12 protein-coding genes are annotated in these 12710 nt (G+C 61.7%); 8 read left to right on the top strand and 4 right to left on the bottom strand.

The genetic code is table 11. The features are described from left to right. Positions 1-217: 217 nt before the first annotated feature. Positions 218-1333 carry an AI-2E family transporter gene (locus BM438_RS25680; RefSeq protein ID WP_200655444.1) on the bottom strand — a complete coding sequence of 372 codons (1116 nt, stop codon included), beginning with the start codon at positions 1331-1333 and terminating at the stop codon, positions 218-220. Positions 1334-1604: 271 nt separating this feature from the next. Here BM438_RS25680 and BM438_RS25675 point away from each other — a divergent pair, with 271 nt between their 5' ends. The 4 genes from BM438_RS25675 (at position 1605) to BM438_RS25660 (ending at position 5531) form a co-directional block, all read left to right on the top strand. Continuing rightward, positions 1605-2819, top strand: coding sequence for a DUF2863 family protein (locus BM438_RS25675; protein WP_054034941.1), 1215 nt, complete (start codon positions 1605-1607; stop codon positions 2817-2819). Positions 2820-3035: 216 nt separating this feature from the next. Continuing rightward, positions 3036-3911, top strand: coding sequence for a response regulator transcription factor (locus BM438_RS25670; protein ID WP_093639756.1), 876 nt, complete (start codon positions 3036-3038; stop codon positions 3909-3911). A 112-nt stretch (positions 3912-4023) separates the two neighbouring features. Continuing rightward, entirely contained in the window at positions 4024-4698 is a 675-nt protein-coding gene (locus BM438_RS25665) for an energy-coupling factor ABC transporter permease (protein ID WP_093639753.1), read from the top strand. 167 nt (positions 4699-4865) lie between these two features. Then, positions 4866-5531: a BspC domain-containing protein gene (locus BM438_RS25660; protein ID WP_093639710.1), complete on the top strand. Its 666-nt coding sequence runs from the start codon at positions 4866-4868 to the stop codon at positions 5529-5531. A 117-nt stretch (positions 5532-5648) separates the two neighbouring features. On the opposite strand, the gene BM438_RS25655 is transcribed toward BM438_RS25660, so the two are convergent. Both BM438_RS25655 and yaaA read right to left on the bottom strand, forming a co-directional pair. After that, a complete protein-coding gene (locus BM438_RS25655; protein ID WP_093639706.1) occupies positions 5649-6803 on the bottom strand; it encodes a M14 family metallopeptidase in 1155 nt (384 codons plus the stop codon). A 34-nt stretch (positions 6804-6837) separates the two neighbouring features. Next, a complete protein-coding gene (gene yaaA, locus BM438_RS25650) occupies positions 6838-7620 on the bottom strand; it encodes a peroxide stress protein YaaA (protein WP_093639703.1) in 783 nt (260 codons plus the stop codon). Between the two features lie 57 nt (positions 7621-7677). On the opposite strand from yaaA, the gene BM438_RS25645 reads away from it, so the two are divergent. Continuing rightward, positions 7678-8166 (top strand): putative toxin-antitoxin system toxin component, PIN family, encoded by a 489-nt coding sequence (locus tag BM438_RS25645; protein ID WP_093639700.1) that lies wholly within the window; start codon positions 7678-7680, stop codon positions 8164-8166. 127 nt (positions 8167-8293) lie between these two features. Continuing rightward, positions 8294-9466 (top strand): pyridoxal phosphate-dependent aminotransferase, encoded by a 1173-nt coding sequence (locus tag BM438_RS25640; protein WP_093639697.1) that lies wholly within the window; start codon positions 8294-8296, stop codon positions 9464-9466. A 112-nt stretch (positions 9467-9578) separates the two neighbouring features. On the opposite strand, the gene BM438_RS25635 is transcribed toward BM438_RS25640, so the two are convergent. Further along, a complete protein-coding gene (locus BM438_RS25635; RefSeq protein WP_093639694.1) occupies positions 9579-10226 on the bottom strand; it encodes a glutathione S-transferase family protein in 648 nt (215 codons plus the stop codon). A 126-nt stretch (positions 10227-10352) separates the two neighbouring features. Here BM438_RS25635 and BM438_RS25630 point away from each other — a divergent pair, with 126 nt between their 5' ends. Together BM438_RS25630 and BM438_RS25625 are read left to right on the top strand one after the other, a co-directional pair. Further along, positions 10353-11909, top strand: a complete 1557-nt coding sequence (locus BM438_RS25630; protein WP_093639691.1) for a 3-hydroxyacyl-CoA dehydrogenase — start codon at positions 10353-10355, stop codon at positions 11907-11909. Continuing rightward, the gene (locus tag BM438_RS25625; RefSeq protein ID WP_093639688.1) at positions 11906-12694 is read left to right on the top strand and encodes an oxepin-CoA hydrolase, alternative type; all 789 of its coding nucleotides are present in this window, start codon (positions 11906-11908) and stop codon (positions 12692-12694) included. Before BM438_RS25630 ends, BM438_RS25625 begins: the two co-directional genes overlap by 4 nt. The last annotated feature ends 16 nt before the right edge of the window (positions 12695-12710 follow it).

Genomic DNA, 12710 nt, shown 5'->3' with positions numbered 1-12710 from the left:
TCGTTCTGCGTCGCTGCATCAGCAGCAGAGAAACGAGATTATGAAGAACTTTCGCTACGCCGTCAACAGGTTTTTCTAACTTCCTGAACCTGCCCACTTCGCGCAAAGCCTTGCCACTGCTGGCTCTCCCGCTTCCCGTGCCCCGCTGTCCGAAGCACGAAAGAGCGAGATTCTAGCGAGCCGCACGGCCCCTTGCAAGCCATATCTGGAATTTATTTCAAGGCGCCTTTTCTATGCGCCCCGGCTCATCGACAACCGGCACTTTCATGTCGGGCGCCAGAGCGTCCACTACTGGGGCACCGATCGTCCAATCGTGCAGCACGGTATAAGCAACCGCCAGCAACGTCGGGCCGATGAACACACCGAGGAAGCCAAAGGCAAACGCCCCGCCCAGAATACCCAGCATCACCAGGATCAGCGGCATATCACTACTCTTGCCGATCAGGATCGGCTTGATGACGTTGTCGGACATGCCGACGACCAACACGCCCCACACGACCAGAAAGATCGCCCAGCCAGTTGAGTCGCCGTGATACAGCCAGATTGCCGCAGGCAACCAGACGACCACCGGGCCGCCCGGTATCACCGACAGGAAGAACGTCGCCAGCCCGAGCAGCGCCGGCGCCGGGACGCCCGCAATCCAGCAACCGAAGCCGGCAAGAATGCCTTGCACAAGCGCCGTGCCGAGAATCCCGTAGACCACGCCCTTCACCGTACTGCCCGCCAGCGCCAGCAAGTAATCAGCGCGTTCGCCGGCGATGCGGCGCATGCCCGCCCTCAACCAGGCCGCCGCGCCCTCCCCTCCGGTGTAGAAGAAGAACGCGAGCACGATGCTCAGCGCGAGCAAACCCAAACCATGCGTAACGGCAATCGCAGCCGCCAGAATCCACTTGCCGGCCGGCGCCGCCAGCGCACGCATTTGCGCGATCAGTTCAGAGTTGCTACTCGTTACATTCGCCCAGAACGTCTCGATGTTCGAGCCAACCAGCGGGATTCGTCCGACCCACGGCGGCAAATCCGGCAAGCCAGCCTCGAAGAGCCTTTGTACCAACGCGACGATGTCGTGAACGTGCGCGCCAAAGGCAAAGCCCGCATAGACGAACGGACCGAGCACCACAATCAGGATGATGAGCACGATCAACGTCGCGGCGAGCTTTCGGCGCCCACCGACTGCCGCAGTGAGCCGCCGGTACAAGCCCCACGAGCTATAACTGAGAATGGCGCCCCACAACAGCGCGGTCGTAAAAGGCGCAAGCACCAGCAGGGAGCCACCTACCAATATGATCAACGCGAACACTGCGGCGAGACGTTCAATCAGTTGGTCCGATTTCACTATGAATCTCCTGTTGTGCCAGACCACAGCGACGAATAGACATACGCTTGCCAGGCGCCGACCGACGGTGGTCAGTATAGAAGTGGGCCGCGCCCCTGGGCATGTCTTATATCATCCGGCCAGGACGCCGCGCAACGCATCCGGCGCCCCCTGCAACGGGCTTATTTTTAATGTGGAAACGTCCCAATCCATCCGGCATAGTCAGGCAAATAATATGGCGGCATAGAAAAGACTAGAATATAAGGTTCTGTGCCTCCCAATTTCCGGATTTATGCGCTCGCGAATCGCCAAACGTCTCCCCCCCGATGCCGACAAGCTTGTCGGTCTCTCGCTCGCGCTTTTCGCGTCGGGCAGCCGCACCGAAGACCGCTTCTGGGAAGCGAAGCTCGATGCGCTGCTGACCAAGATCGTCCGTAACGCCAACCAGACTACGCTGGACGCCGCACTCGATCATCTGCAGCAGAATCATCCCGATGCTTACGGCGCACTCGCCGACATGGCGGAAACGCACAGCGAGTCGTTCATCATCGACCATGAGGGCGCTCCTTATGAAGCGCTGCTGATTGCCGCGCCCGTGCTGGCCTGGACTCGCTACATGATTCCTTCCGGCCCGCTCAAAGTGGACGCGGCCGACGCGCTGCGCGCGCACCTGCAGGCGCACGTGCTCGCGGCCAATACGCGTGTGGCCATGGTGCCGTTCCTGTACAGCATCGACCAGCTGCCGCGTCACCACGTCGAGACCTGGCGTATCGCCCAGCAACTCGCTCAAGCAGCCATGGCGGGTGGCAACGTCAAACTCAATTTCGGCGAACTGCCGGAAACCTCGCCCATCCTGGCCGACCCGCGCTTTCTGCTGGCTGTGGTCGCGGCGCCGGTGGGCGAGCCGGCGTTTCGCTGGCAGGAAGAAGAAAACGGCAGCCGGATTGAGCGTGGTCAATGCCTCGAACAATGGGCAACGCAAGGCGGCGCCAATCTGTCGCTGGTGCTGCCCGGATGTGAGTTCGAGTGTCTGCTGCCGGATGCCTATTATTCGGCCTGCCGCGACGCCGACGAACGGGTGCGCCCGCATACGGTACGCACTGCCGTGCGCTACCTGTTCGACACGATCGGCGCGGCGCCACAGGAATTGCGCGCGGTTGTCGCAGGCTTCGGCGAGCGCCGTATCGACGAATACCGCGTCGGCTTCACACGCCGCGGCAGCAATGATGTGATCTACGGCGTTGTATGGCCGCTTTACGGCCGCGAGAACGGTGAGCCCGGCATCGATGAAGAACCGCAAGAGACTGCTGCGTCGGATGACCCGCTCGAAGAAATCGTCGCATTGCTCAAGGAAACCGGCGTGACAGACGTGCGCCGCCACTCGGGCCGCTTCGAGCCGGAATATTGCGATGACTGCGGTGTGCCGCTCTATGCGGACCCGCTCGGCGAAATCGTCCACGCCGAAATGCCGGAGGACGCGGAGCCCGCGCAACCGCATTTCCACTGAGCCGCCAGCGTCGGCGTCATTGCGCCGCAGTCGACATCAAAAAGCCCCGCCACGCGCGGGGCTTTTTTTATGTCATTCCTCCTATGCCTTTTGGACAGGGGGTCAAACCGAAGGGAATTTGTCATCATAGTGCCGGTGGTGCATCGCAATGCGCCCGGCACCTTCGCCGGCCCGCGCGCATCGCGCCACTTCGCCCGATTCATCTGGAGACACGGCATGCGATTCTCAATACTCAACACAGACGCGGAACGACGCGATGGACTCAAAGCACTGCTGCGGCAAATCGACCGGCTAGCGCGCTTTAACGAAGCACAGGATTGGCGTCAGGTTGAGCGTACGCTCAAGCGTCTGCTGCCCGACCTGCTCGTGATCGACTGGCAGGACTGGATGTCGGTTGACGACACCCGTCATCTGCTCAGCCACTACCCGGACCTGCGCATTGCAGTGCTGACCGACAAGGTCTCTCCAACTGTCGTACGGGACCTCATGGACGAAGGTGTGCTCGGCGTGATTCCGCGCGAAACCGACCCATGCCTGATCGTGCGCGCTTTCGAGATGGTTCTGCTGGGCGGTCACTATGTGCCGCCCGGCGCGTTGGCGCTCAATCCTCCTCTACCGCCGGATGCCACCATCCGACCGTTCGATGAAAAGAGTCCACCACCGCGCCGGGCCAAACTTTCCAACGGCCTGTCGCCCCGCCAGGAGCAGATCATGCGCTGCGTCCACATGGGCAGCACTAACAAGATGATCGCGCGCACGCTCGGCATCAGTGAAGGCACCGTCAAGATCCATCTGACCAGCATATTTCAGCAACTCGGAGCGCCTAACCGCGCCGCCGCAGTCGCGCTGTACAACGGCTGGCTGTCGGCTCATTTGCAAGTACTGCGCAACGATGGAGGAGGTCAAGTTCGTCCGGTAATGGGGCAAGCCGGAGTGGTGCCATTGCGGCGCCGCACCCTGCGGCGCTTCCAGTATCCGTTGCCCGCGAACGACACGGCCGACGCGCTGCCAATGGCGGCCGAACCGACCACGCCGTACGGCGATGCGCCCGCCGAATTGACGGCGGAACAGGTCACGCAGGGTTCGGCATAACGTCAGCCGGCGCGCGCGCCAGAATCGAAACGCGCGTTTTCTCACAGCGTTCGCGCCGGCTGGCATGGAATCCGCTCACACCTTTTCTCGTCCAACGAGTAATATGGAATACATGGGTTTCCTCTACACACCGCTTCCGTTCTGGGTCGCTGTCGGTGGCTGGATCGCCACTGCGATAGTGGTCGCGCTCGCGCTGTGGAAAAATCCTTTCAAACGACTTCAAGACGGCACACTCCAGCATGTCTGGCTCGCGATCATCGTTGCGGTGTCCGTGCTGTGGGCGAGCAACGCGTGGCTCGACGACGGTACGGTCATGCATCTGCTCGGTGCCACGCTGGTCGTCACATTATTCGATTGGGCGCTGGCGCTGATCGCAATGGCGATCGTCACCGGTCTCGCCGCTGTCGTCTTCGACGCCCCCTGGCAGGGTATTGCGCTGACCTTCCTCGTGTTCGGTGCGTTGCCTGTCGGTATCTCCACCCTCATCCAGCGCGCCAGCATCGCCTGGCTGCCGCGCAACCTCTTCATGTTCATCTTCGGCCAGGGTTTTGTTTCACCCGCCATTGCCGTGTCGCTTACCGCGGCCGCGGCGCTCGGCGTTCACATCACACTCGCAGACGGTTCGATGACCGTGGTGCCGGTCGGCTACGCGTTCAGCGTGCTTCTGCTCGCCACTGGCGAAGCCTGGTTCACGGGCATGTCGACGGCATTGATCGCGGTCTACCGCCCGGCGTGGGTTACCACTTATGATGTGCGTCGGTATCGCTTGGGCGGGCCACGCACCTGACACGAGCGCGGCATCGAGCACGTATCGACGGCAATCTGCCATCCCGGCACATAAAGCGCCTGAGTCCACGCACCACGACAGGACAAAATATTTGTGTCAGGATTGAACTCATCCCTCTCGCCAGGCATCTTACGTGCCTCATGTCTTATTAGCGTCTAACGAACTAGATGGATCGCACCAACGTACCGCGCCGATTGCTGCGGTTGGTCGGCCGGTTAGCAACATTTGCAGCGAGTCTCTCGCTCATTTGCTCTGCTCCCGCATACGCCGATCAACTCGAACAGCACAACGATCTCGTCAACAAATTTGTCAATGACATGCATGCGGACCCGCTAGTCGCGGACTGCGCTGCCCATGGCACTTTTGTTGCGAGCACATCGACCGCCTTCGACCATGTCGAATTTCCACCCAGCTCCTTCGATAGCGCGCATGCCGCGGTCACGCCCTGGAACGATTCGTTCGACGAGGGCAAGCAGCGCGTCAAGGTGGACAACATCGTTACCGTCGAGGGTCTCGGTATCCGCCAGAGCGGCGGTGGAGATCCAGCCGATCTCAAATTCCGTTGCGGCTATGTGGGCGCCCAGATGCTGGCGTTCAGTTGGAACGATCCGGTACCGCCGGCCCGTGCGCACAGCACCGGGTCAACGGGATCGCGAGTGTCCTCGGGCAAGCACAAGAATGTGAAGGGCAAGCACTCCGCCGGCGGCAAAACTACGAAGAAAGCGACCGGCAAGTCCTCGAAGGCAAGCTCGGGAAAATCTTCGCGAGCAACTTCCAGCAAGTCTTCGGGTAAAACGACTGCGAAGAAGTCCCCAGCGAAGAAGACTCAATAGCGGACAAGAGCGAAGGCCGCGTCAACGAGTCCGCACTACTGACCGGGCTCGCACCCAGCAAAAAAACGGGGCACACACTTCCAGAGTGTGTGCCCCGTTTCTCTATGCGGCGTCCAGTTACGCGAACGTCTCCACGTGTCGCAAAATAGCCTGCAGCATGGCGGCGCCCAGCGACGCGCTACGTTCACCGTTCCAACCCACCCGCTCATCCGGCAGATTGGCGTTGTCCTTGAACGGCATCTCCAGCGTCAACGACAGGCAGCCGAATTCGTTTCCGATGTACTTCGAAGCCAGCTTGAGCGCGTCCTCACGATACTTGCTCGCGGCGTAGCCGTACTTGTCCTGGAAATCCGGGCTCGCATGCTTGAATGCTTCGATGAACGCTTTCTGCTCCTCGCCCTGCCGCTCGGTGAAACCCGGCAGCATTTCGGAGCCGGCCACGAACACATACGGCAGCGCCTCGTCGCCGTGGATATCGAAAAAGAGGTCACAACCGGTCGCGTGAATCGCATCACGCACCACGAGCACCTCGGGACTGCGCGCGGCGTCCGGCTCCATCCATTCGCGGTTCAGGTTCGCGCCCGTCGCGTTGGTGCGCAGATTGCCGTGCACGCTGCCGTCCGGATTCATGTTCGGCACGATGTAGAACACTGCGTGGTCGTAAAGCTTGCGCGCCACCGGATCGCCCGCCCAATCGCCCCAACCCGCGAGACGCTTGACGAGACCTTCGATAAACCATTCGGCCATCGTCTCGCCAGGATGCTGACGCGCGATCAGCCAGATCTTCTTCTTGGGTGTGTCGCCGGTTTGCGGCGTGCCAAGCGTCAGCAGCGACATCGGCCGGCCTTCGACGGTCTTGCCCAACTCCGTGAGCGTGGCCTGCGGCATCTGCTGAATCGCGCCGAGAAACTCCGAGTGACGTTCCTCGCTATACGGCTCGAAATAAGCGTAGTAAATACGGTCGAAATCCGGCGTGTGGTCGATCGTCAACACGCGGCCGTCGTAGGAAGTCGGCACGCGGAACCAGTTCACGCGGTCATAGCTTGCTACCGCCTGGTAGTCGCGCCAGCCTTCGGCGAACGCGCACGCTGCAGCATTTTCGAAGGTCATTACGCAGCGCTCGCCGGCCGCGCCGGACAACCGGAAGTAAAACCATTGCGCGAACTCGGCGTGACTGTCGGGCCGCACGCGCAAACGGATGTTGCCGGCGTCTTCACAGGCCAGCACTTCGATCGCGCCCGCGTCGAAGTTGCTCGTAATCGATAACGTCATGATGTTCTTCCCTGCTTGTGTGCGCGGCAATCGCTCAGTCAGCGATGCGGCGGCGGAATACGTAGGTGGAATCGTTCGAGGCTTCGGCGTCGAACGCATAGCCTTCGACGTTGAAGGACTTCAGTTGCTCGGGCTTGTCGAGACGGTTTTCGACCGCGTAGCGCGCCATCAGGCCGCGCGCGCGCTTTGCGTGAAAACTGATGATCTTGTAGCGGCCGCCCTTCCAGTCTTCGAACACCGGCGTGATGATCGGCGCTTCGAGCACCTTGGGTTTGACCGACTTGAAGTACTCACCCGACGCGCAGTTGACCAGCACGCGCGAGGCGGCAGCGCGCTTCTTCAATTGTGCGTTCAAAGCCTGCGTGATCCGTTCGCCCCAGAACGCGTACAGATCCTTGCCGCGCGTATTGGCAAAGCGCGTCCCCATTTCGAGGCGGTACGGTTGCAGCAGATCAAGTGGGCGCAGCAATCCGTACAGGCCGGAAAGCACGCGCACGTGATTCTGCGCGTAATCCAGATCGGCCGACGACAACGTCCTGGCATTGAAGCCTTCATACACATCGCCGTTGAACGCGAGCACGGCCTGCTTGGCGTTGTGCGTGCCGAAACTGGGCGACCATTGCGCGTACCGTTGGAAATTGAGGTGCGCGAGCTGGTCGGAAATGCTCATCAGCGAACCGATCTGCTGCGGCGACAAAAGACGCAATCCGCCGATCAATTCGGCCGCATCGTCGACGAAATCGGGGATCGTGTGCTTTTTGACGTGCGGAGGGGTTTCGTAGTCGAGCGATTTCGCCGGCGACAGAACGATTATCATAGAGGCTTGCAGGCACGCCGTGCCTGGCGGTCAAAGACGAAAGCCAGATTGTAACGAATGCCCGGTTCCCATGCCTCACACGGCGCTTTGCGCGTCGTCCTCGATTCCAATGTGTGGATCGACATTCTCGTGTTCGACGATCCGCACACGCGGCCGATTCGCGCCGCGCTCGAAAGTGGCGCGCTCGCCGCGCTGATCGACGCGCGCTGCCTCGCCGAACTCACCTACGTGCTCGACTACCCGCAATTCGTGCATCGCAATGTGGACAAGGCGGCGGCGCTTGCCGTCGTTGCACGCCTCGCGCAGTTGGTCGAACCCGCTGCACCCGCGGAAAATGCCAGGCCGTTGCCGAAATGCAAAGACCGCGACGACCAGAAATTCCTCGAACTCGCGCACGCCGCACAGGCCGACTGGCTGGTGTCGAAAGACCGCGCGGTGCTGAAACTGGCCAAGCGGATTGCGCGTGACTTCGGTTTCCAGATTGCGCAGCCGGCGCCGTTCGTTAGCGCCTGTATGGCAATCGCGGACGAGCCCGCATCGGTATGACCCCTGGCCGGATGGCCAACGTCGGGCCGACTGCGCGCACGCAGGGCCGCGATTCCCTACAATCAGGCTTCGTCCTTTTCGAACGACGTCTTTCGCCAACTCACTCGACCACGCTCCGGACAGCGCCATGAATGCACCGCACGACACGCCCATGAGTCCCTCGTTTCCGTCCCGCCTGCCGGACGTCGGCACGACGATTTTCACCGTGATGAGCGCGCTCGCTGCCGAAAAAGGCGCAGTGAACCTCGGCCAGGGCTTTCCCGACTTCGGCTGCGACCCCCGCATTGTCGACGCGGTCGCAAACGCCATGCGCGACGGCCACAATCAATACCCGCCGATGGCGGGCGCCGCGCCGCTGCGTCAGGCGATTTCGGACAAGATCGCGAACCTGTACGGCCGCCGCTACGACGCCACCAGCGAGATCACCGTGACGGCAGGCGCCACCCAGGCGCTGCTGACCGCGATTCTCTGCACCGTGCATCCGGGCGACGAAGTGATCGTGGTCGAGCCGACCTACGACAGCTACCTGCCGTCGATCGAACTGGCCGGCGGCAAGCCGGTATTCGTCACGCTCGACGCACCTGACTACGCAATCCCGTTCGACAAGCTCGCCGCCGCGATCACGCCGAAAACGCGGCTCCTGCTGATCAACACACCGCATAACCCGACCGGTACGGTCTGGCGCGCGGAAGACATGCGCAAGCTCGAAGAAATCGTGCGTGGCACCAACGTACTGATTCTGTCCGACGAAGTCTACGAACACATGGTGTACGACGGCGCACCGCACGAGAGCGTGGCGCGTTATCCGGAACTGGCGCAGCGCAGTTTCGTGGTGTCGAGCTTCGGCAAGACCTACCACGTCACCGGCTGGAAGATCGGCTACGTGGCCGCGCCCGCCGCGCTCACGGCTGAATTCCGGAAAGTGCACCAGTTCAACGTATTCACGGTCAACACGCCGATGCAGGTCGGCCTCGCGGAATACATGAAGGATCCGGCGCCGTATCTGGATCTCCCCGCGTTTTATCAGAAGAAACGCGACTACTTCCGCGCCGGCCTCGCGAATTCACGCTTCAGGCTGCTGCCTTGCACGGGCACCTACTTTCAGTGCGTCGACTATTCGGCAATCAGCGATTTGCCCGAAGCCGAATTTGCGCAATGGCTGACGGGCGAGATCGGTGTCGCGGCAATTCCCGTTTCGGCGTTCTATCACGAGGCGCATGAATCGGGCGTGGTGCGCTTCTGCTTTGCCAAACAGGAAGCCACCCTCGCTACGGCGCTCGACCGGCTGGCGCGGCTCTAGGACGCCCCGCGCGATGCTGCGAACGAACCCACGTTCCTCGCCATCGCGCGCAGCGGCCCATGCGTGCGTTGCACGCCCGGGTTCATTTCAACCGCAACGCCACCGCCACGCCTCAAGCCGGGCGCGAGGCCGCGATATACGCCTTGCGATCGTCGGTCACGCGCTGCGCGGCCGGCCGGGCATTGATCGCCTTTACATAGCTTTTCCAGTCCACGCCAGCATCGAGCAGGAAATCGCGGCCGTAGATGGTCTGCGTCGCCATGCCCACCAGCGGCAAACTCACAAAACCCGCTGCGTCGGCGACACTGAAGCGTTCGCCGCGCAGATACGGCCCGAACTTCGCGATCCGCTTGAAGCCGGCAATGTGGTGCTCGAGCAGCTTCTCGACGCGCCCCTTGGTCGCGTCAGTCACGGTGCCACCGAAGAATGCTTCCTTGTAGAGATTGCGCGCGGTCAGTTCGAGATGTACGTCCACGAACATGATCAGTTCGCGCTCCTTGGCCGCTTCCCACGGGTCCGCGGAGAAAATTGCCTTGTCGGGAAAGCGCGCGGCCAGGTACTCGACGATGCCTTGCGATTCGCACAGATCGCCGTGTTCGGTCTGGATATAGGGCACCTTGCCGAGCGGAGAATGCTCGAGCATGGTTTCTTCCTGGCTCGGCAGCACGAACACTTCCTCGAACGGAATGCCGTGTTCGAGGAGCACGAACTTCACCTTGTTGTAATAGTTAGAGAGCGCGAAACCGCACAGCTTGATCATCGGGTGTCTCCTTTCTTCGGGTTGTTTGAGACCGCCCGTCAAAATCAACGCGGCGGCCTTCGATCAATCATCCAGTAAATTGCACGATCGTGCTATTCTAAAATAACCATGGAGTCGAGCATCACAATGACCTCTCGCAATTTCAGCATCGAGACTATCGGCATTGTCGGAACCGGTGCAATGGGCCGTGGCATCGCCCAGATTGCCGCGCTGGCGGGCCTCACCGTGCGTCTGTACGACACGAACCCTGCTGCGATCGGTGCCGCGCGCGACTACCTTGCCGAGACTTTCGCCAAATTGACTGCCAAAGGCAAGCTCGACCAAGCCCGCTCGCTCGCCGCACTGGCGAACGTGAGCGGCGCGCAGGTCGTCGGCGATCTGGCCGATTGCGATCTGGTCGTCGAGGCGATCGTCGAAAAGCTCGATGTGAAGCAAGCGCTGTTTCGCGAACTCGAAACGGTGGTGAGCGGGCGATGCGTGCTGGCGTCGAACACGTCGTCGTTGTCGATTACCGCGATCGCGGCGGGCTGCACGAATCCGTCGCGCGTAGCCGGCTATCACTTCTTCAATCCGGTTCCGTTGATGAAGGTCGTCGAAGTGATCGACGGCCTGCGCAGCGACCCCGCCGTCGGCGACGCGCTGATGGAACTCGCGCGCCGCATGGGCCACACGCCGGTGCGCGCGAAAGACATGCCCGGCTTCATCGTCAATCACGCCGGCCGCGGCATGAATACCGAAGGCCTGCGCGTAGCGGGTGAAGGCGTGGCGAGTTTCGCCGACATCGATCGCATCATGCGTGAGCAGGCAGGCTTTCGTCTCGGGCCGTTCGAACTGCTCGACCTGACCGCGCTCGATGTATCGCATCCGGTGATGGAATCGATCTATCACCAGTTCTATGAAGAACCGCGTTTCACGCCCTCGCCGATCACGGGCACCCGGCTTGCGGGCGGATTAATCGGCCGCAAAACGGGCGAAGGCTTCTATCGCTATGAAGACGGCAAGCAGCAAGTGCCCGCAGAAGCGCCCGCACCCACTGAGCTGCCGCACAGCGTGTGGGTCAGCAAGCGCTATCCGGAGGCGCATCAAGCCGTCGTGCAACTCATCGCCAAGGCCGGCGTAAAGCTCGACGAAGGCGCTACACCCGCAGCGGACTCGCTGATCGTCGTGACACCGTTCGGTCATGACGCGACTACCGCCGCCGTCGACGAAGCCCTCGATGCAACTCGCGTTGTCGCTATCGACGCCCTCTTCCCGCTGGCCGCCGCGCAGCGCCGCACGCTGATGACAACACCCGCCACCAGCCGCACTGCACGCGAAACCGCGCACGCACTGTTTGCCGCGGATGGCGTTCCCGTCACCGTGATTCGCGATTCGACCGGCTTCGTCGCGCAACGCGTCGTGGCGACCATCGTCAACATCGGCTGCGACATCGCGCAAAAACAGATCGCGACGCCGGACGACATCGACCTCGCAGTGACGCTAGGCCTCGGCTACCCGCGCGGACCGCTCGCACTCGGCGATGCACTCGGCTCGAAAACGATCCTTACCATCCTGCGCAATATCTTCAGCGTGCTCGGCGATCCACGCTATCGTCCGTCGCCCTGGCTTGCACGGCGCGCGCAACTTGGCCTGTCGCTGACGCAGCGCGACGCTGCCGACACTCAAACGGAGACCCAACAATGAGCGCCGAACTGCTGACCTCACGCCCGACCGAAAGCGAATCGACGCTGGTCCTCACGCTGTCGAACCCCGGCGCACGCAATGCGCTGCATCCGGACATGTACGCCGCGGGCATCGAGGCGCTCGAATCGGTGGAGCGCGATCCGTCGATCCGCGCTGTTGTGATTACCGGCGCCGACAACTTCTTTTGTGCCGGCGGCAATCTGAACCGTCTGCTGGAAAACCGCGCGAAAGATCCGTCGGTGCAGGCCGAAAGCATCGATCTGCTCGGCGAATGGATTTCGGCACTGCGTTTATCGTCGAAGCCGGTGATCGCCGCCGTCGATGGCGCCGCTGCCGGCGCGGGATTTTCATTAGCACTCGCGTGCGATCTGATCGTCGCCGCGGAAGACGCCAAGTTCGTGATGTCGTATGCGCGCGTCGGTCTCACGCCCGATGGCGGCGGCTCGTGGTTTCTCGCGCAAGCCCTGCCACGTCAACTGGCAACCGAAGTGCTGATCGAAGGCAAACCGATCGGCGCCTCGCGTCTCTACGATCTCGGTGTCGTCAACAAGCTAGCGAAGACCGGCGCCGTGCGCGACACCGCTGTCGCCTGGGCCGACGAGATCGGCAAGATTTCGCCGAATTCGGTCGCGCGCATCAAAGGGCTCATCGGCGCGGCCGGTGCACAACCGCTTGCTGAACATCTGGTCGCTGAACGCGACAGCTTCGTCGCCTCACTGCACCATCGCGACGGTCTCGAAGGCATTTCAGCCTTCCTCGAAAAACGCGCTCCGGTCTACAAGTAAACATAAGCGAACGAAG

The organism is Paraburkholderia aspalathi, assembly GCF_900116445.1.
Taxonomy (GTDB): domain Bacteria; phylum Pseudomonadota; class Gammaproteobacteria; order Burkholderiales; family Burkholderiaceae; genus Paraburkholderia; species Paraburkholderia aspalathi.
Note: the sequence above shows the minus strand (reverse complement) of the source record. Positions and strands in the feature narration are given on the sequence as shown.